Raw genomic sequence first — 23,547 nt, forward strand, 5'->3', positions numbered from 1 at the left:
CCAGAGGTGAGCCAGAGCAGGGCAGCCACGATCCGGCTAGGCCAGAGCGAAGGCCGTTTCCAGGCAAGCGCTACACCGACCAGCACAAGCGCTAACGAAAGTAGGGCCACCGCCTGCGAACCGGCCGAGCCGAAGGCTGCATCTGAGGCCACGTCCGGTGAAGAGGAAACTACGAGGGCGACGATGGGAAGCTCGAAAACTGGACCCGCCGCCCAGAGAATGAAGAAAGTCCTATCAGGACGCTTTTTGCGTAAAGATGGGCCCTGCTGCACACTTCCCCCCGTCATCTTCACCTTCGAAGATTGGCGGCCACACCAAACAGTCGCCGCCCGCAGCGAGCCAGCATGCCGCATGATCTGTGGACCCCGCAACCCCTGGCGGGAGGTTTAGTAGCGGATAGACCCATCACACCAGCGCGAAGTGGGCGCACGCGCCGGTGACCAGCGATGGGCTTTCCATTTCGTTCGGTATGAGATATCCATCAGTGTCGTTTCGGCCCCTGGTCTGGCCGGAATGACGTCATACCGGCACCTTCAGGTGTCCGTTGCGGGTCGTCTCTTCACGGCGTAGCGCGTTGAGTAGCTCGGACACGCGGTTGTTGCGGATGGCGTGGCCGTCGCGGCGGAGGCGGTGAGCGAGGGCGTCACGGCTGACGGTACGTCCTTCGCGGACCAGGTCGTCGCGCGCCGCGCGGGCGGCGGGTAGCAGCGGGGCGAGGTCTGGTGCGAGGTCATCATCGTCTGTGTCGATTTCCTCTCCGTCGTCCACGTCGTCGTCTGGGCCGTAGTCCTCGCCGTCGTGGTCGTGTGAGTCCAGCTTGGGTACGGGTTGGGCTTCGGGATATGGGTTGGCCGCATCGGAGTTAGGTGTGGCGGCAGGTTGGTGTGGCTGTTCGGGCGCTGACACCTCTGACGCCTCGGCCGGATCGGGCCTGTTGGTGTCGCCGTCGGTCGGGGTTGGCGTGGGTGCGGTGATGGCGGGTGCTAGTCGGTCAGCCCAGGCGGTGTAGTTGACGCGGGAGGCCAGTTCGGCGGCTAGCCGGTCCAGGTCCAGCGTCCGGACTGCGATGTCAGCCATGCGGGGGTCGTGTTGGTCGGCGCGCACGACTTCAGCGACGGCGCGGGCGACTGCCGGGCGGCGTTTCTCGGCGCTGATGGCCTGTTCGGCGGCGCGCAGAGACTCAAACAGGGCGAGGGGGCGCCATTGGCCGGTGGTGGCGTCGCGGTGGCCTTCGCGGGCCAGCTCTGCCGCGCGGGCGGTGAGGATCGGGTGTCGTATCCGCCGCCATAGGCCGTAGTCGGGGGCGGTGTCGGCGAGTTTGCCGGCCGCGCGGAGGGCGTCTCGGCGGCGGGCGGCGGCGTGCAGCATCCACAGGGCGTATGCCGAGCTGGACAGGACACCGAACACGGCGGCCCAGTACAGGTCTGGCCAGTGCCCGGCTACCTGGATACCGACTGCGACGGCGGCGACCATGGCCGAGAACGCACGCAGGCCGTAGGCGCGTTCACCGAGGCGCATCCGTTCGTCGGCCATCGCGGCGAGGGCCATCGCCAAGAGTTCCAGGCACAGCGCGAACGGCAGCACCAGGAGTACCCGAGCCGGGACCGGAACGGCGGGCGACCAGGACAGGTGCTCGAGGGCGACCCAGGTCTGACCGATCACGGCGCCGGTGACGGCCACGGCATAGAACGGGTATGCCCACCGCGCTGACCAGCCTGCGCTGCCGTCGCTCGACGGTCGGCTGCTGCCCGGGTGGTCGGCGGTGTCGTGGGCGGCCTGGATGTGAGTGTCCGGGCTGTCGGTCATCTGCGGTCCCCGGCGGTGGTGGGCTGGAGTTGGCGTGCGGCGACGCGGCGGGTGGCCTCGGATGGTTCGGCGTCACCCAACTCGGTGAGGCATTGCTCGAGGCGGCGTAGGGTGCGCCGCACGGCGTCGGGTCGTCCGGCGCGGCCATGGATGCGCATGATCCGCTGGTACAGCTCCTCGTTGACCGGGTCGAACTCCAGCGCACGTTCCAGCGCGGCTACCGCCTGCTCCGGGTGATCGGTCTCGGTGATTTCAGCGATGCGGGCGAGCGCGGACAGGATCTGGTACCGGTAGGTCGTGGCGTGGTCGCCGATCCAGGGCTGGCCGTCGCCGCCGTCGGCAAAGTCACCCCGATACCACTCGACTGCCTCCCGCAGCGCGGCGAGCGCAGCGGTGTCGTCTTTAGCCCGGTTGGCGCGCTCGATGGTAGTGAGCATCTGCCATAGGTCCACGGCGATCAGTTCGGGGTCGAGGTGATAGCGGCTGGCCGCTGGGTCGTAGACGACGAACATGGCCTCAGTACCGGTCGCGGCGCGTAGCACGCGCCGAATAGTGCTGATGTCAGTGCGGATGCGTTTACCGGCGGTGCTCGGATCGGTATCGGGGTGCAGGTCGGCGGAGAGCTGGTCGAGGGTCCGCCCGATCGGGTGCACGGCCAGAGATGCGAGGACGGTGTAGGAGCCGCTGCGCATCCCGGTGGCCACCGGCCCGGTCTCGGTCTCGACCAGGAGCGGGCCGAGGACCCGCAGCCGCACCGGGGCCGCCGCCTTACTTGGCTGGGCGGGGATCAGCGGGGCCGCCTCGGTGGTGGCCGCCTGGTCGACCGCGTGTTTCGGGGCGGGGTCGAGGTCGATGTCATGGCCGGGTTCCGGGCGCGCGGCGGCGTCGGTGAGCATGGCGAGAACGGCGGCGAGATCGCCGGCGCTGAGGGTGGACAGTCGGGTAGCCGGGTGTGGTTCGTCGCTGGTGATGGTGCCCTCGGCGCTGATGTCGAGGGTGGGAATGCCGTCGTGGTGTCCGAGGATGACGGGGTGTAGGTCCAGGGTGGTGTGGTGGGTGGCGATGGCGTGGAGGCGGGGCGCGTGCCGGGGGTTGGAGTCGATGAGTAGTACGTATGGGGGTTGGGTCTCGGCGTGGTCGGTGTAGGTGTTGAGGTCGAGGATCGTTTCGGCGTTGAAGGTGTCCAGTAGTCGGCGCCGGCCGATCATTTCTTCCTCGGCGTGGGTGATGGCCGCTGCGGTGTCGGCGAGCACGATGAGGCGTTCTCCGTCGTAGGCGATGTTGTCGGGGTCGAGTCCGACGGTCAGGGCGTTTTCGGGTAGGAGCCGGGCGATTAGGTCGGCGGTGGTGACCACGATCGGGCGGGCGGTGGATGTCTCGGCCGCGGTGGTGGTTAGGACGGAGGCGAGGATGGCGCGGGCCGTTGGTATCGCGCCGTCGCCGTGCAGGGCGATGCCGGGACCGGGCAGGTGGAACAGGCCTATCTCGGTTCCGTCTGCGTCGATGCCGATCGGTGCCGCAACGGCAGGGCTGGCGCGGTGGCGGTCGCTGTTGCTGGGGGAGAGGTGGCGGCTGTCGATGATGTCGACGGGTGCCAGAGACGGTGGCATCGGGAAGCGTTGCGGTGGGCTGCTCACCGCTGCTGGGAGGGTCAGTCGGGCGTGGCGTCGTCGTTGTAGGCGTAGCAGGGTGGCCACGGAGGCGATGGCGGCGGCCAGGCCGAGGCTGATCCAGCCTCGCGTCGGCAGCATGATCCCGGCTTTGTCGTCGGGCCGGTTGTCGAAGGTCACGGCACCCGGCGTGGGGGTGTCGACATCGGCTAAGCCGGCGGGGGCGCTTGGCTCGAGGTTCGGTGGTGACGGGCTCGACTCCGGGACGCTGGGTGCCGGCGACGCGGGCAGTGGGTCGGCTTGGATAGTCTTGTTGGCCTCGGGTGCGGTGGTGCCAGGGCTGCCCGGTGGGGGACTTTCGGCGTTCTGTGGGGTGGCTGCTGGTGGGGCCTGGCGGGCGGGGAGAGCGAGGATCCAGCCGATGTGGATTTCGTTAGGGTCGGTGAGGGCGTAGCCGTTGGCCTGTTCGTGTCCCTGGTTGAGTTTGTAGATCTCTTGCCAGCGGTGCGGGTCGCCGAGGTGATTGGCGGCGAGGTCCCACAGGGTGTCTCCGGCGGTGACGTCGATGCTCCTGTCGGGGTGTTGGTCTACGAATTGGGCGTCGATGTGGTTTCGGGCCGAGGTCGGCGGGGTGGCGACAGCGGATTCGCTGTTGCGGGTTTCGAGAGTCGGAACGGCGTCGGTTGTCGTGGACAAGCTGACGGTGTGTCCTAGCCCGGAGGGGGCGGAGCAGGACGGCGGTGCGTACGGTGCAGCGTCGCGGATTGTTGCGTCGGCTGATGGCGGTGTCACCGCAGGCAGGCCGGTATCGGAGGCGGTGGGGCTGTGCGCGGTGGCGGGAAGGGCGGCGGTGGTGACGGCGGTGGTGCCGAGCAGCGTGGCCGCGAGTGCTTGCAGGGGGCCGGGTAGGTGCAGGGTGAGGTGCCATCGCAGGCGGGTGGCGAGATATCGGTGGATGTGTTCGGTGACGGCGGTGATGAGGAGTATCCATAGCAGCCAGGCGCCGACGTACACCAGCAGAGCGAGGAAGCCGGTCGTCAGTGGCTGGTGCACCCATGCCTGAACCTGGTCCATGGATAGATCGACGGCGGTGAGCCAGCCGCACTGGTAGAGCAGTGCTGGTGGTGCTAGCGCGAGGGCAGCGGTGGCGGTGCGTACGACTGCTGTCGAGGCGTGCTTCGCCATGGCCTGTCTCACCTCCGGCGTTACGGCGGTTGGTGAGTCAGACCGTAGGAGCGCTATGTGCTGCCGGAGAGGGCGAAGGACCTGACAGCACCTCACACTTCCTTACACGGCCTCACAACCGCAGGTCCGGGCCGTGCGCTGCTCGGTGATCGCGATCTTCTCGGCTTGGTGGGGAGACAGGGCCGCGAGCGTCACCGCCCCAGCCGGGCGGCTATTACCCGATGGTGGTGGGGGTGACTGGGTGCGCGGCGGTGTCATCGTCGAGACCGGCGCGTGTGAGGGTTTGTTGGTAGCGGTCGTGGAGTCCGGCCGCGGCTTCGTGGTCGCCGAGGGCGGTGAGGACTCGGCCGGCGTGTCTGTGTAGCTCGGCGTTGTAGGGGTCGATGCGGATGCCGGCCTGCAGCAGTCGGAAGGCACGGTGTGGGTCAGGTTCCGCGGTGGCGAGGGAGACGCAGATGTCGATGATCTGCCGACGGGTTGCTTCGCGGATGGGGTCGAGCCATGGCCAGGTGCGCGTAGCGGCAAGGTCGGCGGGGTAGGCGTCGAGGATGGCCTGCCACGCGGTGTGGGTGTTGGTGAGCGTGGTGGCGGCGTGGTGAATGGCGGCGTTGAAGTGCCATAGGTCGACGTTGATGTGTGTGGGGTTGAGGCGGTAGCGGTCATCGACGTGGTCGATGGCGGGGAGGCCGCCGGCGTCTCGGATGGTGCCGCGTAGATCGCTGAGGGCGGTGTAGAGCCGTCCGGTGAGGGAGCGGCGGGGAAGACCTGGCCAGATGGCGTCGGTGAGTTGTGCGGTGTCGGCGCCGGTGGGGTGGGCGGCGAGGTAGACGAGGATGTGGAGGGCGGCGCTGCGGCGGACGGCGAGGGGTTCGCCGTCAAGGAGGAGTTGGGGATCGCCGAGGACGCGCAGGTGTAGCCGCTGGCGGGCCGCCTGGTGGCGGAGGGTGGGTTCGTGTCGGGTGGTTTGTCGTGGCAGCCGCGGGTCAGGTGGATGGGGCAGGGGAGTAGCGCGGGGAGCGGTCGGCCCGCCTGGTGTCGGGTCGGGAACGGCGATGAGGGCGAGCAGGTCGGTGGCCGCCATTTGGCCCAGGACGCACAGTCGTGGCCCGGTCCTCTCAGGGACAAGAAGGGGGTGGTGCAGGTGGCCTGCCGAGTCGGCGTGCCAGGTCGGGCCGGCCGGCCATTTTCCTAACGCGACCACCGTGGTAGCGGTGGTGACGCTCGCTTCGACGAGGTTCTTGGCCTGGGATTCGTCGCCATCCTCCTCACTGAGGAGCACGACCTGCCGATAGCGGGCCGCACGTGGCTGCCTGTCTTCGGGCCCTGGGACGGTGTGCGGTTCCGCGCGGTGGTGGGCGGCGTGGACGAGTTGCGCTGCTTCGTCAAGGTTGTCGACGATTGTCAGCGGCAGACGCCGGCCGAGTGCTTCTGCGGCAGGTCCGAGGAGACTGGCAAGGGCCGCCTTGGTGGTGATCAGGGATGTTGTGGGATGTCGGTGCCCGGCGAAGAGGGCAGTGACCAGCAACCCTCGGCCGACAGGCAGCGCGCCCGCGCCGATGAGACCCACACCCCCAGCCGGCAGGACGTCAACGAGGGCGGTAATCCCGATCGATGGAGCCGGTGCGGCTAGTGGGCGGGGGCTATCGGCGAGTGCGGCTTGCACCGCAGCGACGGTGGGAGGCAACGAGGCGAGGTCCGAATTGTCACGGCTGGCGTTGCGCGGGTGGTAGTCACGGCGTCGACGTAGCCATACCAACGCTGCGGCAGCAGTGACCTGCGCGGCGACCTCACGGGGCAGCCAGCCACCGGATACGACGATCCCGTTCTCGTGTGTGACCTCGCCGGGATCGTCAGGACTGGCCTGGACTTGAAGCGCGACTGGGCCGGACGACACCGAATGCGGTACGGCGGTGGTGACGTTGGTGGTGGTGACGCCAAAGACGGCGGCGCCAGCCATTCCGCTGGCCGTGGCCTGCAAGGGCGTCGGCAGCGGCAACCGCCGCAGCCACGCCGAGGTTGCGCGTAGCCGGATAAGGACCCGCATCGCAACGGTGTAGGCGAGCATCAGCCAGACCAGCCATGCTCCGACTGTCAGCGCGGCAGTGAGTGTCTGCTCGGTCAACGGCTGCTGCACCCATGCCCGCGCCTGCTCCGTGCTCGGCCAGCCACGGATGGGTGGGCCGATCAGGGTCAGCAGCACCAGCGGTGGACCGGCCAACAGTGCAAGAAGGAACAGCAGTGACATCAGCCGCCGTGGCCAGCGCACCTCATCCACCTCCATCCGCAGCCCGGAAGGGTGCGGTCGAGGAATGAACGACGCGCATCCAGATGCGGGCCATCCACCACACTGCCACCGCAACGGCATAGCAGATGGCGAGGATGCCGGTAGACGGCGCGCCAACGATCGCGGCGCTGATCACCGAGACCGGTACGGCCAGGATGACGCGGAACATCAGCGGCGTCACCAGCGCCATCACGATCCCGGTGCCCAGGAACAGCCCGCCGACCCGTCCTGCAAGGTCGATCCACATCACCAGGTTCGGCCACCGGGCCGCGGTAAGCGAATATTGGATCAATCCCATACCGACGGCGGCAGCGATGACCGAGCCGGTCGGTACGGCCAGCAGCGCCGACCAGCCGCCGTGCGGCGTGCGCCACTGGCGAGCGGCCACTACTGCCATCGCCGTCGCCAACACTACGATGGGGACTATCGGCCACAGTGCCCAGCGCAGGAAGCTCCCCACCGGCAGGGCGAAGTACTGGCTGGTGACCACCGCGTAGAGGCCCGCGATAGCGGCCCCAAGGGAGACCGCAGCCAGAATGCCGACACTGACCTTCCCACCCTCTGTTCGGATGTCCGGTGTGGGACTGCGCGCAGCGATCAGAGAACCAAGGACCGTGCCCGCGGCGAGGCACCCCAGCAGGGCGAACACGGCCGCCAGCGCCAGACCACCCCAATTGAAGTCAACCCAGTAGTGCAGGCTCAGGGCGCTGTTGCGTTCGGCGGTCGCGATGCACTGCCAGATCAGCGCCAACGAGGCGAAGCCTGGCACCGCGATTCCGATAGCTCTACGCACCGGCGGCACCGGCACATCTACCGCAACCCCCACGCCGTGACTTGCGGAGCCAGCCTCGGCAGCCCCGAACGCCGCGACGAACTGCGGCTCGGCCACAACAGCCGGCGTAATCCCCGTCTGCTCGGCGATCGCCTCGCCCAAACGCGGTAGCCGAGCGCTGCCGCCTATGCAGTAGATCCCCGCCAGGTCACGGGCCGACAGCTCGGCGGCGGCGATCGTCTGCTGCGTCAGGTCCGCGACGCGTCGCACCACGGGCCGGACAGCATCGTCGAGCATGGCACGGTTCGCGATGACAGGCGGCTGGTCGGCAAGCGGTACCGTGACCGCCGGGTACGAGAGCAAAGCCTCCTTCGCTAAGCGGGCGCTTTCCGCCGTCACCCATAGCGCTGCGCCGTCCCCAGCCATGTCCCGACCATTCGTCAACGCCGCTGCCAACGTCGAATCGACGCTGGCACCACCCGCCTCAGGGTCCGCCACAGTCGCAAGCACCTCGAAGCTTGCCGCCGTCCGGCGTAGCACCGTCACCTCAACCCCAGCCCCGACATCACAAACGGCCACAAACGAACCCACCGGTAGCCGCACACCCGTTGACGCCAGATGCTCCGCCACCGCTACCGGGGCCTCCACCAGACGAGGCTGGGCCAGACCCGCCCGATGCGCGACCTGCCGCATCCAGGTACGCCGACGTGGCCCCCACCCCGCAGGCACCACCAATCGCACATCCCGCACCGGCCCACCAGAAACCCGCTCAGCTTCAGCAGCAGCGCGACGCAGCGGCGCCGCAGCAAGCTCCACCGCCTCCACCCGCGCACCATCGACCACCAGCTCACCCTCGGCGGGACGACGCGGACCCGGAACCAACCTTGCCGGCTGAGCCTCGGCGGCCTGCCACGCCTGCTGCCCCGTCCACACCCGACCATCGCTGTCGACACACACGGCACTAGACAGGAACGGCATGCCATCGAACGGCAGCACCGACGCCCTACCGTCGGCCCACGCCAGCACCGCCACAGTGCTGGCACCACCACAGTCAATCGACAGCCGAACCTCTACCCCCATCGACGTAGTCAAACATGAGGATCACACTCACGTCACCCGTCGATCACTCACCGAAAGCAGGACCCCGAAGGCATTGGCCGGCTCGGTGCCGGGTCCCATAGTTCGGACGGTTTTGACCTACGGCGGCTGTCGAGCCGCAGCGAGCTCAACCGTTGAGCCGGTGTGATGGGCAGCCATCGGCGGGATCCCTCTGGCCTACGGCGTGTCCTTCGTCGGTCAGACGGGTGTGCCGCTACCGCTGATGGGAGCGGCACGGCGACGACGCCGCAGCTCGCGTTGGGCCTGTGCACGAGCGCATTCGCGGCTACAGTACTTGACGCCTTCAGTGCGGTTTTGTCCGAACTCGGCTCGGCCGCGCTGGCGGACGAAGGGCCGCCGGCAGGGTTCGTTGGCGCAGTGGCGCACTGTGGCCCGCTCGGCCATGTGGTTGTACAGCTGCAGAAATGACGCCGAGTAGATCGTGGCCTGGCGTTCCTCGAGTCCTCCGATGCCGATGCTGAACTTGCTCAATGCGGCGCTAAGTACGGATTCCAGGGCCGACAACCGGGAGGCGACCGTCATCTCCCGGAGGTCATCCAAAGTGACCTCGTGGACATCGCACGGGTTGTCCAGGCGGAACTGCTCTAGCTGTTGCTTGTCCACCTCCGCTTCGACGAGGGCTTCGATCCCGCCCTCGGTCTGGCAGGCCAGCCACGTTCTGATTGCCTCGTGCGCTAGAGATAGGTGTACTTCGACGTCGCGGCGGTGATGCCCGACGCGCCACGGGCTGTCGTCAGGGTCGAACGGCACGTCCTCTAGCCAACTCTGCGCCTCGAAGTCGAGATCGTTGCGGTCCATGTCGACCAGTGGCCCGTAGGTCCGCATCAGCGCGGCCGCAGCCTCTAGGTCCGCGGGCGGTGTCGCCAGCAGCTCGTGCAGATAGAAGTCGGGTGGCAGGTGGACTGCCTCCCCTCGTCGGGGCGCGATGCGCCACAGGACCCAGTCCCCGTCGACCTCCACATCGAGTAGCGGGCGTAGGGGCGGCTGCGCGACCACGGTCCCCGGCCACAGCGTAGGACGAAATTGTGCAGGCATATATCACGCACCGTCCTTGTTGATTGGAGTGGTTCGTAGGACGCTTGTGAAGAGCAACGTACTACGGCCCGGCAGGACCGCGCAACGCAGACCCAACCCCGACCGAAGGGCAGACGCGTCTTGGATGACTTGATCATCGCGGGAGAGCGGCAGCGAGCAATCAGGGATAGCGTGTCCACGCCCCAACCCTGGTACCTGCAAGTGTCGACCGTGACCCCAGACCTCCCGCCAGCGTCCGACCGACACGAGATCACCAGCAGGGCCAGCTGCTGGCACGTTTGGCCCCCCGAACTAGACCCGGACGGTGCGTGCGAAAGGTGCCACCTGGCCTATCGCGAATGGTCCATGTAGGACCCCAATGGACCGGCTCGCCAGCGAAACAACCAGTGCTCTGCTCTGAAAGCCAACTGCGCCGTACAGCGCCGCGGCAGCTGCCGGGCTGTACGGGGTGCGTCGAGGCGGTTGCGCTGTGCACTAAGTTTCATAGGAACATCTAAGGAGGTTGGTCGATGGCTGCTGGTGGCTCTGTATCCGCGCAAGCTGCCCGGCACCGTGAGCACGCGCAGTTCCTTACCCGTCAGCTTCGTGAAGCGCATCGGGCCGCCGCCCGGTGGAGCGCGGCGGCGGCCGGGGAGCGGCAGGCCGCAGCTGCGTTGTGGGCGCTGACCCGTTCGGGCTGGACACTTTTGGTTGATCGGCGGTGGCCCGGTACCGCGACGGCGAACGTCGACATGATTCTCGTCGGTCCTGCCGGGGTGTACGTCATCGACGTCAAGAACTGGCGCGACGCCCCGCAGATTGTCGACGGCGAACTCAGCGCCGCCGGCCGCTCGTGTGCCGCCGAGGTGGTGAAGCTGCAAGCGGTGACGCGCCGCGTTGAAGACGCTCTGGCCGACATGCAGATGTCACCCGTGGCCGTCGCACCGGTCATGGTCTTCGTCGGGCGGCAGGTCGATGAACGGCTAGGCCGTGTTCACCTCGTCGGCATTCACGAACTGCTGCACGCCGTCACCAGCGCCCGGACCCGCCTGCGATCTCCGGTGGTCCGCGCGGTGACGGCTCACCTGACCGATGTGTTTCCGGCGTACGAGGCGCCCCAGCTACCCGACACCGCCACGACCGACGTCCCGGCGCGCACCCCGGATGAGCCTGGAGAGCTTTTTGATGTGGATGACCTCGCTGCCGAGCAGCTACGCGTTGCGCGGGAGCGGCCGGTTGAGAGTTGGATGACGTTCCTACACCCCGACCAGCTCAGCCTGGTGCGTCGCCGGTGGGGCGGCCCGGCGCGGATCACCGGCGCCGCCGGCACCGGCAAGACAGTTGTCGGGCTTCATCGGGCCGCCTACCTGGCCCAGTCCGGCGGACGGGTGCTGTACGTCACCTTCGTCCGCAACCTGCCGCTGATACAGAAGCACCTGCTCGAACGGATGGCACCTGCTGGTAGCGATCGGATCGAGTTCACCAGCCTGCACCGATGGGCAGTCACCTTCCTGTCGCAACGGGGAATTTCGGCCCGCCTCAATGTCGCCAAAGCCGATGACTGCTTCGCCCGCGCCTGGCGCACCCACGGCCGACACACCTGCCTCGCCGACCTCGAGCCCAGCCCCCGCTACTGGGAAGACGAGCTCCGCCACGTCATCAAAGGCCGCGATATCTCCAGCCTGCCCAAGTACATCGCCGCATCGCGACCGGGCCGACGAACCGCCCTCCGTAAGGCGCACAGGGAAGCAGTGTGGGCGATGTACGAGGAATACCAGCGGCTACTGAACGAACGCGGCGTCCAGGACTTCCCCGACCTGCTGCTCACCGCCCTCGCGGAACTGCGCCGCCACCCCACCGACGGCGGATACACCACGGTCATCGCCGACGAGGTGCAGGACCTCACCCTCACCGGGGTCCGGATCCTGCACGCCATCTCCGGCGACAGCCCGAACGGTCTGCTGCTCATCGGCGACGCCCAACAAGCGGTCTACCCCGGCGGCTTCCGCCTCGCCGACGCCGGCATCAATATCCGAGGCGGCCGCGCCGAGGTCCTCCACGTTAACTACCGCAACGCCGCGCCCATCATGCAGGCCGCGCTGAACGTTCTCGACGGTGAACCGTTCGACGACATCGACGGCATGACGATCACCGCCCCACCGGCCATCGAGATGACTTACCACGATGGCCGGGTCGTCCACTCACCCTCAGACTCACGCCCCATGCACGACGCAGCGCTCCGCAAGGCACTTAACGATCTCGCTGCGCAGTCCGACGACGCGTTGGCGGACGCGGCCGTGCTGTGCGCCACCAAACGCGACGTCGACCACTATCTCCAGATGCTCAGAGCTCAAGGGCTACCGGTGCTGAACCTCGATGACTACGACGGCCGCCCAGGCCAGGTGTTGAAAGTCGGCACGTATCTACGAGCCAAGGGCCTTGAATTCAAGTACGTATACCTGCCCTGCCATGATCGAGGGCTCAAAGCCGCGCAACTGGGCGGGTCTGCCGATGTGGACCGGCTCGCTCTTGCCCGCCGGCAACTATTCGTCGCGATGACCCGCGCACGGGACCTGCTGTGGCTCGGCTCGATCACCGGCGGCGCTCCCGCCACATCGATGAACGGGTGCTGAGCATGATCGCTACGCTACCCCTGCCGCAATACCGACGACGCGGACTGGCGTGCTCTCCAGCCGATATGCGAATGGCCTGACTTCAAGAGGTGGTCCTGGCTACCCAGAGCGCCTCAAATTGTGGGGCGGTCTCTATAGCGTTCGACTACCAGATCATGCGAGGCTGACTGAAGCCGCGTCCGGTCCTGGCCGTCGGCCAATAGGGGGCTGCGCGCGGCATGGTGCATGCGCCAGAGGTGCGGGTACCTGGCGGGGTATAGGGCCGGTCCCACCGGGCCGGGTTGCTATCCCCAGAGGGGGTTTGATCAGGTCCGGAGGTAGTCGAGTGCCTTTAGAAGCCATGAACGACTGGACCTCGCACTGCCGGTGCCGAATGCTACGGCGTTACCGACGACGGCATGTCGCATAGCGGTTTCCAGGACGAGGCTTGGCGACTGAGGTTTCAATGGCCGCCGGGCCGGTTTCGCGCCCTGGGGATGTGCGAGGCAGAGGTCAGCGGCATGCCAGTCCCTGGCGAGGGCGGGTGCCATGAGCGGGCCTGGCGGGGGCGATGGCGGAGAGCATTGAGTCCACTCTTAAATGGAGCGATGGATGTCTATCGGGTGGCGAGGTGAGGTCGAGTCCACCTGGAGGTGCCACACGCATATTCATGGTTGGGTTGGGGGCTCTTCGGTGCTGCGGGTCAGTGAGCATTGAGATGGCAGTGACGGTACGTGCTATATGGGTTGCACCGTGTCGCGCAGGCGTGTCTGGGGCGATGTTCCGTAAGGTCTAGCAGCTAGAGGGTTGCGGGCGGGTGCTGCTTCTCCTGAGGTTGATGTGCCCGGCTGGGCTTGCTTCGAGTGGGCCGCGGTGGGGGTGCCGTCGTTGACGCCCGCCCTGGCTGTCGCATGGCTGACAGTTACGGGGGTGTGGCTGGTGACCGGTGACGAGTGGGGTGGTTGCGCGAGGGCTGGATGTCAGGCGTGGGTCGCGGGGTGTCGTTCGCTGAAGGTGAGGAGGAACGCTCGCCATGAATCGTCGGGAAAGGACAGCGCGGTTTCGGGTGCGATGGAGTCGAAAACGGCGACGCTGTTCTGGTAGCGAGACACGGTGACGCATTGAGCGTGGTCGCATCTGGAGCTACGGCGTGTCCACAAGGATTGTGTGTGCGTGTTTGCTTCCATTCTTTTCTCCAAACGATTGTTGAATTCGTCATGGGTGGTGTTGTTGTTGCGGCTGGTGTCGTGGCGCGACGGGTAATGCTTGGCGGTGTGTGGCGAATCGTGAGATCTACCCAATCGTCCTCACGTTCCGTCTTGGGTGTCGTTGCGCTATGCAAGCAGGCTAGCAGGGCAGTGGCGGTTTCAGCTATGAATGGCGCCCTTTTCCACCCTGGCGAGGGGCGACTGAGGTGGTCTGCTAGCTTATTGCGACCAGCTGCGATCCAGCGGGCGGAAGCACACTGCCAGTGGCGAGTTATCTCGTTCACTCTGCCTGTAGCGATTATCCGCAGGAAGGAGTGGATCTGATGACGAGTAGGCCAGGACCGATTACGAGCCGTAGGCGTCTGCGTATGGCCCTACGGCAGCTGCGACTCGCCGGTGATCACGCCCTCGAGGACATCCGGGCTGAGATGGACTGGTCGCTGTCCAAGGTCATGCGGATCGAGAGTGGCATGGTGAGCATCTCCGTCAACGACCTCCGCGCGCTGCTGGCGTTCTACGGAGTCGCTGATCCCGATGAGGTCGACCGTCTTGTGGACATGGCGCGCTCGGCGCGTCGACGACACTGGGCCGGACAGTACCGCGAGTACGTGTCTACCTCCTATATGGACTTCTTGGGCTATGAGGACGATGCCTCACGAATCAGCCAGTACCACCCCTTCCTGATTCCCGGATTGCTGCAGACCCAGGACTACGCGCGGCTGGTGGCCACAGCTGGCCCACACAACCGCGACAGCCAGGCCGTTGAGGCGCGGGTACGGCTGCGTATGGCCCGACAAGACCGCGTGTTCAGCAACGACCGACACCACTCAGTGCGGTTCGTGTTGGACGAACGCGCCCTCAAGCCAGTCCATGACCCCGACGTGATGCGGCACCAAATCGACAAGATCCTCCACCTCCTGCCGCGACTCGACCTAGTAATCCTCCGGCAGGACAGCGCGGCCGAACCCGGATTCGTCGGCCCGTTCTCGTACCACGAATTCCACTCCGACCTTGATCCCGACGTCGTCTACCTCGACAACCAGCCCGACGACGTGGCCCTCATCGAAGACCCTGACATCGTCACCCGGTACAAGACAGCGTTTCGTGAGCTGTCCGACCAGGCCGTCCCAGGAGCCAGTGAACCCGGACGCAAGATCCTCAACCGCCACGGCGGTCACTAGCCCTCTCGATCAGCGCGTGAGGCGTGACGGGGTGCTGGCACCCGTACCGTGTCATCCGTAGACGCCGAACCCGCGCCGCGCCACTGGTCGGCCTGCCCGGGACACCCCTGTCCGGAAATGAACACATACCCCACCGGCCCGCGATGCAGGGGAGAGGCCAACACGACCAGCAGCGCACCCATCAGCGCTGCCATGCTGGTATCCGCAACCATCGCTCCAGCCACCAACGCCGTAGCGCACGCACCCGCCCGGCTGGCCGTGTCCCGCCAGGATGTCGACACCGGAAGCCAGGAACCCCCCGCCAATGTGGTCTCCAGCGGCGACCGTATGAACGACACCGTCGAGTCGGACACTCGGTCCGCCCTCACCTCACGACCCGAACTCACCATCAACTCCTAACGCACATGCAGGATGCAACATCCAGTCTGCTGCTGGCGATCTGCCTGTGGCAGGTTAGCGGAGACGGAGTCACACCGCACACGAGTCGATACGGCGTGTCGTACTACAAGAGACAAAGCGCAGGCGTCCACCGGCCAAGTGCCCGCCACCCCACCACCAGCGGCGTCTTCCGCAGCACATCCTCCTCGGCGGCGACGACGTACGGCTGCGCCTGGACCTGGACAACCACGCGGACCTAAAGCCGTCCGTTTGGATCTGGTGACACGGCCCCTACTGACACCCGAATTCCCGTGCTGGAACGCAGGTTGGCGCATCACCTGACGCCGTTCGCCACGTGAGAAGGAGACGCACCTCGTGACCGCCCTCGACAGCCCCATCGCCGGCCGCCCTTACGACCGGCACCACCGTCGGCTACCCGGTGGTGGGTTCACCTGCGAACGGCTCGGCTGCACACACGTCAACGGTCGGCCCGAGCTGCTGCAACGGGACCTGGCAGAGGAGCTGGTCGACGTCGGCTAGGAGCCGCCCACGCTGGTCGCTGACTGAACGCCCGGCCCGGCGCCGTTCTGACGTCCGGACCGGTCAGCCGTCGGCGGTGACGTGCTCGCACACCCTGCGCGGCCGGTAGCCTCCCGGGACGTTGACACCGATGGTGTCCCAGAACGCCGGTGACCCGTCGATGTGTCCGCCGAGCGTGTGCCAGGCGTAACCGGGGTGCTCCATGCGCAGCGCCGCGAGGCCGGCGGCGGCGAGTCCGCGGCGGTGGTAGGCCGGTAGGGTGTGCGGCTGCTCCACCCAGCCGATCCGGCACCGGCGAGAAACTCGCTGGTTGGCTGCACGCTGCACTCGGCTATCTCATGTAGAACATGCAGCGTGGAGGGCCTCCGCGACGGCATCCTCTGCCGTGTCTACATACCGGAGGCCGGGCACGAGTTCACCGTCGGCCTTTACGACCCGCCATCCGCCGAGTGCCACGACCGGCACGTGTCCCCGGCGCATGGCGAGAGCGACCTCGCTGAGGGTGCCCCAGGAACCACCAACACTGATCACGGCGTCAGCGCTCCACACGATGATGGCGTTGCGGGCTTCACCCATGTTCGTAACGATCGTGGCAGACAGGTCTGGGCAGGCACCGTCCTTGCTGTCGTTGGGGCGGATGCCGATGACAACGCCGTTCTTGGTGCGTGCACCGGCTGCACAGGCTGCCATGACGCCTACGCCTCCGCCGCAGATGATCGTTGCTCCCCTGTCGGCCAAGAGTTCGCCGACGCGCCGAGCGTTCTCGACATCGTCGTCTGTGCAGTATCGGGGTCCACAAACGGCTACTTGAACGGCCACGCTGTCATGCCTCCAAGGTGAGGGATTGATGTCAGTCCGGCGAAGCAGGCAATTCACGTGAAGCGGTGTACGCGCAAAAGAGATGAATGCGCTCCCGTAGTTCGGCAGCGAGCGCCGACTTGGCGAAGGTCTGACTGGTCAGCGTTCGGTCTGTCGCCTTCATGCGCTTAATCACCGGCAGCGTCCGGCTCTCCGTCGGTAAGGAGAATATCGGTTGCAGATGCTCTTGAGCGCCGTCGAGGTCGTTCAACGCGAGGTGCGCCGCCACCAGGTCAACCTGTGCCGCAGCGAAGAACTCGGGGCATTGCTCGAGGTCCGGCTGCGCCGCGAACAACTCCAGGGCATGTGTAGCCTCGGACGCCGCTCGCTCGAAGTTTGTCTTGCCACCGAGGGCTAACCTGACCTCGCTTGCGTAGTATGCGGCCTTGCCGAGATTGAAGTGGAACACCCCTCCTGGCCCGTCCCCATCTGGACCTACATGTGACCGAGCCGCCTGGGCCGTCGCCAGGGCACGATCGGCCTCCCGGTGATCGGCGGCTGCCGCGTGCGCCCGCGCTTCCTGACTCGCGAGCCTTAGCAGGCTCGTGCCGGCAGTGGCATACCGCTGGCCGCTGTGGGCCAACTCGGCGGCTCTGCCGTAGTCGCCGTTCCAGTAGGCGACGTTTGATTGCACCCAGCGAACGTAGACACGTAGGGCGTCGTCCTCCGCGAGATCTGCACAGAGCCAGGCCGTACGTGTATGGGTGTCGGCGGCATACGCTTGGCCAAGGTCCGCGCAGGTGTGGGCCAGAAGCGCACAGAGCTGGCCGGCGACCTGGTACAGGCTGGGTAGCACGGCCGGGCGTTGGCGGTCATCGAGTAACTCGAAGACCTCTGCTCGCAGTCGGGACAAGGGCCGAAACATCGCAAACGGTGGGCGCATCAGGTAGTCATGCGCCATCTGGCTGACGTCAGCGCCGAGCTGGTCAAGGACGTCTTGGTCTACAGCTCCTCGCGCTCGCCGCACGAAGCGTGCGGACTCTTCGGCAGACATCGCAATCTCCTCGCTTAGCGCGCCGTCCCCGGACAGGCACGCCTTGTCGACGTGTACCTCCTCCGACGGTACGACGCCGTGGCCGGAGGTTGTCGACAGGCCCAGCGCGATCTCAGCGATCGGCAGCGCCCCCGCAGGGTGCGCGAGCGTGGCCGGCGCGTCCGCGCCAACGGTAAACAGTTGCGTGGTGGTCAGCCCTGGGAAAAGACCTTCAAGGATGCGACACGAATCCGGGTGCGGCAGACCCTTCAGGTCGCATGCTAGCCACCGGGCAAGTTGGGACCGGCTTGGGTAGCCACCCACAAGATCAGGGTCAACCCGCTCGGCAACCCGATCCCACTCCTTACAGAACGTCGAGTACTTCTGCCAGTGACGCTCACGAAGCAGCGCCTTTAGCAGAGTCGATGCCTTGGCCACGTCACCCATCCCTGTCCGGTTGGCTACGCCCGGCGTCCACATCGTAGCGCCGGGATCGTGGATCGGCTGCTGCTGGCCGCGTCCCAACGTCATGCGACACATAGACGCGACAGATACGCGACCGAAACTCCTCCACAGCTAGTGGCATGCAGTCGAAATGCGACGCGCGCTGACCACATGCTGTTAGCCATGCGGTAAGGGCTAACAGCTTCAGCCGGCTCCCAGCTCGGTCCGACGACCTATCTACTCGAGGTAGCAGTCTCTACCGACGAGCACTTAGTACTACTTCGGTGGGCGGCGAACGGGTTTAGCGCATGAGCAACACCACGTGGTCGCCCAAGCCGCGCACGTCGTCCAGATCGGTTGAGACAAGGACATATTTGGTAGCCCACCACTGCTACAACAAGGATAATCGGCGCGCATTGACACCTTCGCTCACTACGGTCAATCAACACCTATTTACCGGGAGGCTCGCCATGCCGACAGTCACGAATGAACACAAAGACTGCCTGTCCCAGCGAGGTAGCGGAACTTTCCTGGCCACGTCGTCCAATTCAGCCAGCACTCGGATTACCGCGTCAGAGCTGGATTCTGAGCGGTTGCTTTCGACTGGTCGTGCTGTGGGCCGGGCACGCGTGTACTACACCTCCCATCCTGGCTTGGACGTTCTTCAGTCCGTGCTGGACGGGCTGAGGAGGCTGTGATGGTCGACGGGAGCAGGCGCCCGCTACACGGCAACCGTGATCCACACGGATCGCCTCCGCTGCCGGATGGTGATGGGGTTCCAGTGGTGCCGAGGGAGCCGGATCCGCCGACAACCAGGCAGAAGCTGGTCGCGGCGCTCGTTGTGATGATCGTTGTTGTTGGGGTTGTGATCGGGATGGTGCGGTGATGGCCAGGTCGCCCGGGGCTGTGGGTTGAGGGCCGGAGAATCCGTTCGCCTGGATCGAACTTGTTCCCTGCAGTTCGTTCGCCTCGTTGTGGTTCGGGTGATTCGGGTTCTTGATCGGCCTACCTATCCCGGGTGGGTGTGGGTGGAGGGCTACGAGCTTGACGCGTCGGGTGATGCGTTGCGGCGGCGACAACTGTTCATCAGGCACGACGGGACTCGGCCGACGATGTCTGGCCATGGGTGAGGGCCGCTCGATCCGCAACGGACGGCGGCACTGACCGGGCGCCCCGGGCTGCACCCTGGCCGGCGAGTGCCTCGGCCAAACCGTGGTCCTGCACCGCTAACTCCCATTAGCGGGCACACCCGGAGAGATCTATGACGCTGGAGCCAGGTTCGACCAGGCTATTTGCCAGCAGGGTCGGAGATTCGCCGCCGAGGCCGCGAGAAAACTCCACTGATACGAGGTCAATGTGGCGTTCCATCGCAGGTTAACGCGATCACCAAGGAGGCCACTGAGGTGTGCTGACTTGCCACTGCTGAACCAATCAATCGACTGAGAAAGGCGCTCCGGAGATGTCTAATCAAACTCTCAACGCTCAGGATGTAACTCCGCATGACCGCCTTATTGATACCGTCGAACGCTGCACAGATAAAGCTGTTTCCTCGAACGAACTACTACGACTGCCGCTGGAACAACCACACGTGATACGCCGCGCGCTGGAGGACCTACTGCCGGGGCGAGTTGTAGTCACTGGCACGATCGAGCACCGACTCCTGCTCATCGAACACGGGCACGGGGAGCGATGGATGGCTGTGGACCTGTCTGGCGAGGCGCACGCCACTCGGCGTTGGCCCGATTGGACAGCGGATCACCTCATGCTAGAAACACCGAACTCGTGGCTGTCGCCAGCGACTATCGATGAACAGGGAATGCAGCGTCTACTCCGCCCGCGTGTCCTGCTGACAGCTCTGTACCGGCCGGAGATTTTCCCATTGCCACGGTTTCCGTTGGCTATCTCTGATCTTGCACGAGCAGCGCGAAGCACCCTGACCGGCCAGGTGGACCTGTTGGATATGCAGTTGGGGGCCACCCTCGACGACCTCATCGCCGCTATTGATGAGAATCCCCCCGACATCCTCGGAGTGTCCGCGACGTTTGGACAGCACGACCTGATGCTCCGGCTGCTGGATCAGGTGTACGGCATGGCCGTAGCCCCGCTGGTGCTTGCCGGCGGCAGCCTCACCGCGCGCAACGAGCGCCTACTGCTGGACCGATACCCGCAGCTACTCATAGCCCGTGGGGCCGGCGAGCCGACGATCCAGGACGCGATCAGCTACTGGCACGGCGACCTCTCACTGCCCGACATTCGAGGCATCGGCTACTCCGGCAACAGCCGTGCACAGAAGGGTCTACTGCAGGTGGGCCGGTACCGCCGGACCCGGACGATCGCCAACCGCGCACAGACAGACAACTTGCCGGAGCTGGACCTGCTCGATGCCACCTTCACCCACCGCGGCGTCGCGCAACTTGAAACGTCGCGAGGATGCACCAACTACTGCTCGTTCTGCCCACGCGGACATAAGGGCACGTGGTCCGGGGCACGCGCCGACGGAATGCCGGCGGTCCTGGCAGCGATGTCGAAGGTGTTTGACCGCCATCCCGAAACCTCGCGCACGCTGTACCTGGTAGACGAAGAGTTCATCGGCGGCGACCCGGATGCCGCGCCCCGGGCCTTGGCCGTCGCCGACACTGTTCATTCGGCGGGCTTTCGCTGGGAGTCGTCATGCCGGGTTGACCAGGTAGTGGACCCGCACCGCGACCGACAGTGGCACCTCGACCGCGCCCACATGTGGCACGGACTGCTGCAGCGGGGACTACGTCGCATGCTGTTCGGGGTTGAGTCCGGGGTCACGTCGATCCTTGAGCGATTCAACAAGGAGACCACAGCCGAGCAGAACGCTCTGGCTATCCGGACCCTGACCGCACTGGGGGTACCAACCCGGTTCACCTATATCACCTTCGACCCGCTCATGACCCGCGACGAATTGGCCGAGAGCCACGCGTTCCAGGCCCGCACCGACCTCCTCCTACGGCCGCTGCCCCACCTTCCGGTCGAGACCATCGTGGATGGGGTCCGCGATGAGACGTTTGTCGCCGCGCATACCACCGGTCGGCCGCTGCGCAACGGCATCTCCTACATGCTCGTGTCCATGGAGTGCCTGATCGGAGCTGCGTATACCCGTCGCGCTGAACAGGCTGGCCTGACCCGCACGGTCCGCCCGTCGATGGGCCGCGTTGACGCCGACTACGCCGACTGGCGCATCGGCAGCGCCTCGCACCACGCGCAGCTATGGATCGACCGGAACTTCGCGTTCGACTACACCCTCAAAAGCCTGGAGAAAATCCTCGACGGCCAGGCGCGACGCCAGGTCCGCGCCGCGCGGGTGGTCCTCAAGAACGCCGCAGCGACACTGCTCGGCCGTATGCTCGACCTCATCGACCGGCACCCACTCCACACCCCCGCCCCGGAAGCTCTCAACCCCGCGTTGGTTGACCTGCTGAACCGAGGGCTTGGCGAGGTACAGGCGGCCATGGCACCGACCATCGCCACGGTCCTCGCCGTGCTTCCTGCCGACCGAGCGGACATCCTCACCACTGCCCACACTCACTGGACCACCCCGACCGGCTGGGCGCTGATCAACACGGCAGACCCATGCGGCACGTGACCGCGCCCGAGCTGCCGCCGCGACAACTCACTCGGCTCGGCCGGACCTCCCCGGCACTGGCCGCCGGCTGCTGGCCCCTCGCCGGTCCCTGCGTCAACGATGGCGCGGATGTCGGCTGGGCACCCACCCACGACATCATGGCATTGGACGCGCTACGCGCCGCCTGGGAAAGGGGTCTGCGACTGTTCGATACCGCCGACGTATACGGCCACGGCCGAGGCGAGGAACGTCTCGGCTACCTGCTTGCCGAGGTACCCCGCGACCAGGTGATCGTGAGCACCAAGACCGGCTACGACCGGCGCAGTGGACACCCTTACCAGGCGTTTCAGATGAAGAGGCACCTACGACGGTCACTGACCCGACTGGGCACCGACTACGTCGACATCTACGCCTTTCACAGCACAGACTTCGGCTCAAATGACCAATACCTTGCCGAGGCGATCGTACAAATGCACGAGTTCAAACGCGAGGGTCTGATCCGCGCTATCGCGATTCGTGCTCCCCATGAATTCGCCACGCAGTGGGCGGACGAGAGCAATCCCCGCGGGAAACAAGCACGACGATTCCTGCACCTGCTCGACCGCTGCCAACCAGATCTGATCGCTGTCCGTCACAACCTGCTCAGCCCTGCCTACCGGACCGACGAGACCACCGTGATCGACCTGGCGCGACAACGCGGAATGGACCTGCTCATCAAGCAGGTCCTCGGACAGGGTCTTCTTATCCGCCACCCCGGACTCCCAGCGACAGCATCGCTGTTCGGCCCGGGTGACCACCGCCGACAGCACAACTGGTTTAGCCCCCTGGGCCGACGTCTGATCTGGGACGGTCTACAGCCGGTCCGGGACCGCTACGGTCACACACCCGCCGCACTGGCCAACGTAGCCATACGCTTCGCACTGACAACAGCCCCGACCGCCGTTGCGATGCTCGGCTTCCGCACTGCCAACCAGATCACCACGATCACTACCCCCGGCCCCGCCCTGACACCGCCAGAGGTCGCGGACCTGGCCGCGACAGGCGCCCGAATTCGCACAAGCCTTGACCAGGTTTCCCCACAACCGGACCCGACCATGACTGGAGTGCAGAGATGACCGAACCCCACCGCTTTCCCGTCGACGTCCTCATACTCCTTCAACGACCCGACGGACGGATCCTACTCACCAAACGCGCCGGCTCCATCTACCTCGCCGGCTCCTGGGCTGTCCCCGGAGGCAAAGTTGACGCCGACGAAGACGTAATCACCGCCGCCATCCGAGAGCTGCATGAAGAAACCGGAGTAACGGTCACCCACGACCAGCTCACATTCATCGGAGTCACACACCACCGCCCCCCACACCACGACTCCCGAATCGGGTTCGGCTTCCTCGCCACCGACTGGACCAGCGAACCCCGCAACGTCGAGCCCGACAAATGCTCCCAACTCGCCTGGTTCCCACCAGACCAGCTACCCAACCCGACCATGCCCTACACCGCCGAAGTCATCCGCCTCCACCAAGAGAAACAACCCTTCTCCTTGCACGACTGGTGGGGGATCGGTCACTGAAGTGACACCGGGATGCCCCCGCTACCACTAATACCTCGCGAGGTCGACAGTGCGGCGCCTGACCGGGCTTATCCTTGCGCGGACCGGTCCCCGCAACTGGCGTATCGCTGCGGGGACCAGCTTGTCGGTGGCCTGCGGCCAAGGCTGCTCCACCTGCGCGTGGCCGTGGCCAGCAGCCGAGCGGTGACCTCGTCGACCTGTTCAGGTTCGCCGCAGGCCCGACCGCTCGCCAGCGCCGGGCCCTGCGTTGTGGATATCTCCGATGCTTGTGGATGATCCCCTGATCATGGCCGGATCTGCTAGCCCTCGTATCACCAGCAGCGCGGACGCAGGGGCGGGCCGTAGAAGGACTACACGTCGTCGGGGGGTGATCGCGTTCTTCTTCCCTGCCCGACCAGCGTCGA

General features: G+C 66.0%; 16 protein-coding genes. 7 read left to right on the forward strand and 9 right to left on the reverse strand.

The genetic code is table 11. The features are described from left to right. Positions 1-519 precede the first annotated feature (519 nt). From H0524_RS20640 to H0524_RS20660, 5 genes are all read right to left on the reverse strand, one after another. Positions 520-1,806 carry a hypothetical protein gene (locus tag H0524_RS20640; RefSeq protein ID WP_180200119.1) on the reverse strand — a complete coding sequence of 429 codons (1,287 nt, stop codon included), beginning with the start codon at positions 1,804-1,806 and terminating at the stop codon, positions 520-522. After that, positions 1,803-4,601, reverse strand: a complete 2,799-nt coding sequence (locus H0524_RS20645) for a BTAD domain-containing putative transcriptional regulator (protein ID WP_180200120.1) — start codon at positions 4,599-4,601, stop codon at positions 1,803-1,805. The genes H0524_RS20640 and H0524_RS20645 overlap by 4 nt, the downstream gene beginning before the upstream one ends. A gap of 214 nt (positions 4,602-4,815) precedes the next feature. Next, entirely contained in the window at positions 4,816-6,867 is a 2,052-nt protein-coding gene (locus tag H0524_RS20650) for a hypothetical protein (RefSeq protein ID WP_309225176.1), read from the reverse strand. Between the two features lies 1 nt (position 6,868). Further along, on the reverse strand, positions 6,869-8,737 hold the full coding sequence (locus H0524_RS20655) for an Hsp70 family protein (RefSeq protein WP_180200121.1): 1,869 nt from the start codon (positions 8,735-8,737) through the stop codon (positions 6,869-6,871). Positions 8,738-8,953: 216 nt separating this feature from the next. Further along, the gene (locus tag H0524_RS20660) at positions 8,954-9,736 is read right to left on the reverse strand and encodes a hypothetical protein (RefSeq protein WP_309225177.1); all 783 of its coding nucleotides are present in this window, start codon (positions 9,734-9,736) and stop codon (positions 8,954-8,956) included. Between the two features lie 584 nt (positions 9,737-10,320). Here H0524_RS20660 and H0524_RS20665 point away from each other — a divergent pair. Continuing rightward, on the forward strand, positions 10,321-12,423 hold the full coding sequence (locus tag H0524_RS20665; RefSeq protein WP_180200123.1) for a nuclease-related domain-containing DEAD/DEAH box helicase: 2,103 nt from the start codon (positions 10,321-10,323) through the stop codon (positions 12,421-12,423). A 959-nt stretch (positions 12,424-13,382) separates the two neighbouring features. On the opposite strand, the gene H0524_RS25100 is transcribed toward H0524_RS20665, so the two are convergent. After that, positions 13,383-13,589: a DUF397 domain-containing protein gene (locus tag H0524_RS25100; protein WP_255436112.1), complete on the reverse strand. Its 207-nt coding sequence runs from the start codon at positions 13,587-13,589 to the stop codon at positions 13,383-13,385. A 389-nt stretch (positions 13,590-13,978) separates the two neighbouring features. Between H0524_RS25100 and H0524_RS20675 the strand changes: the two genes are divergently transcribed. Both H0524_RS20675 and H0524_RS20680 read left to right on the forward strand, forming a co-directional pair. Beyond that, positions 13,979-14,791: a helix-turn-helix transcriptional regulator gene (locus H0524_RS20675; protein ID WP_180200125.1), complete on the forward strand. Its 813-nt coding sequence runs from the start codon at positions 13,979-13,981 to the stop codon at positions 14,789-14,791. A 753-nt stretch (positions 14,792-15,544) separates the two neighbouring features. Next, positions 15,545-15,709, forward strand: a complete 165-nt coding sequence (locus tag H0524_RS20680) for a hypothetical protein (protein WP_018727860.1) — start codon at positions 15,545-15,547, stop codon at positions 15,707-15,709. A gap of 63 nt (positions 15,710-15,772) precedes the next feature. Here the strand turns inward: H0524_RS20680 and H0524_RS20685 are convergent, their stop codons facing one another. Genes H0524_RS20685 through H0524_RS20695 form a run of 3 tightly spaced genes read right to left on the reverse strand, consistent with a single transcriptional unit; the run spans position 15,773 to position 17,987 of the window. Continuing rightward, complete coding sequence (locus H0524_RS20685; protein WP_018820069.1) at positions 15,773-15,985, reverse strand: hypothetical protein; 213 nt, start codon at positions 15,983-15,985, stop codon at positions 15,773-15,775. A 60-nt stretch (positions 15,986-16,045) separates the two neighbouring features. Beyond that, positions 16,046-16,585, reverse strand: a complete 540-nt coding sequence (locus tag H0524_RS20690; RefSeq protein ID WP_309225178.1) for a hypothetical protein — start codon at positions 16,583-16,585, stop codon at positions 16,046-16,048. Beyond that, complete coding sequence (locus H0524_RS20695) at positions 16,560-17,987, reverse strand: hypothetical protein (RefSeq protein WP_180200156.1); 1,428 nt, start codon at positions 17,985-17,987, stop codon at positions 16,560-16,562. Before H0524_RS20695 ends, H0524_RS20690 begins: the two co-directional genes overlap by 26 nt. 694 nt (positions 17,988-18,681) lie before the next feature. Between H0524_RS20695 and H0524_RS25105 the strand changes: the two genes are divergently transcribed. The 4 genes from H0524_RS25105 to H0524_RS20710 all read left to right on the forward strand — a co-directional run bounded on the left by H0524_RS25105 (position 18,682) and on the right by H0524_RS20710 (position 23,143). Further along, entirely contained in the window at positions 18,682-18,870 is a 189-nt protein-coding gene (locus H0524_RS25105) for a hypothetical protein (RefSeq protein WP_026322889.1), read from the forward strand. A 930-nt stretch (positions 18,871-19,800) separates the two neighbouring features. Beyond that, positions 19,801-21,597, forward strand: a complete 1,797-nt coding sequence (locus tag H0524_RS20700) for a radical SAM protein (RefSeq protein WP_180200126.1) — start codon at positions 19,801-19,803, stop codon at positions 21,595-21,597. Between the two features lie 137 nt (positions 21,598-21,734). Then, positions 21,735-22,691: an aldo/keto reductase gene (locus tag H0524_RS20705; protein WP_255436097.1), complete on the forward strand. Its 957-nt coding sequence runs from the start codon at positions 21,735-21,737 to the stop codon at positions 22,689-22,691. Continuing rightward, positions 22,688-23,143, forward strand: a complete 456-nt coding sequence (locus H0524_RS20710; protein ID WP_180200128.1) for an NUDIX domain-containing protein — start codon at positions 22,688-22,690, stop codon at positions 23,141-23,143. The genes H0524_RS20705 and H0524_RS20710 overlap by 4 nt, the downstream gene beginning before the upstream one ends. The last annotated feature ends 404 nt before the right edge of the window (positions 23,144-23,547 follow it).

Origin of the sequence: Salinispora sp. H7-4, assembly GCF_013416675.1 — a bacterium.
GTDB classification, from domain to species: Bacteria; Actinomycetota; Actinomycetes; order Mycobacteriales; family Micromonosporaceae; genus Micromonospora; species Micromonospora vitiensis.

Bases quoted from the DNA above. Each gene is read 5' to 3' on its own strand.
- H0524_RS20640 (WP_180200119.1), bottom strand. From the start codon at position 1,806: ATGACCGACAGCCCGGACACTCACATCCAGGCCGCCCACGACACCGCC.
- H0524_RS20645 (WP_180200120.1), bottom strand. From the start codon at position 4,601: ATGGCGAAGCACGCCTCGACAGCAGTCGTACGCACCGCCACCGCTGCC.
- H0524_RS20655 (WP_180200121.1), bottom strand. From the start codon at position 8,737: ATGGGGGTAGAGGTTCGGCTGTCGATTGACTGTGGTGGTGCCAGCACT.
- H0524_RS20665 (WP_180200123.1), top strand. From the start codon at position 10,321: ATGGCTGCTGGTGGCTCTGTATCCGCGCAAGCTGCCCGGCACCGTGAG.
- H0524_RS25100 (WP_255436112.1), bottom strand. From the start codon at position 13,589: ATGGAAGCAAACACGCACACACAATCCTTGTGGACACGCCGTAGCTCC.
- H0524_RS20675 (WP_180200125.1), top strand. From the start codon at position 13,979: ATGGCCCTACGGCAGCTGCGACTCGCCGGTGATCACGCCCTCGAGGAC.
- H0524_RS20695 (WP_180200156.1), bottom strand. From the start codon at position 17,987: ATGGGTGACGTGGCCAAGGCATCGACTCTGCTAAAGGCGCTGCTTCGT.
- H0524_RS25105 (WP_026322889.1), top strand. From the start codon at position 18,682: ATGGTCGACGGGAGCAGGCGCCCGCTACACGGCAACCGTGATCCACAC.
- H0524_RS20700 (WP_180200126.1), top strand. From the start codon at position 19,801: ATGCAGCGTCTACTCCGCCCGCGTGTCCTGCTGACAGCTCTGTACCGG.
- H0524_RS20705 (WP_255436097.1), top strand. From the start codon at position 21,735: ATGGCATTGGACGCGCTACGCGCCGCCTGGGAAAGGGGTCTGCGACTG.
- H0524_RS20710 (WP_180200128.1), top strand. From the start codon at position 22,688: ATGACCGAACCCCACCGCTTTCCCGTCGACGTCCTCATACTCCTTCAA.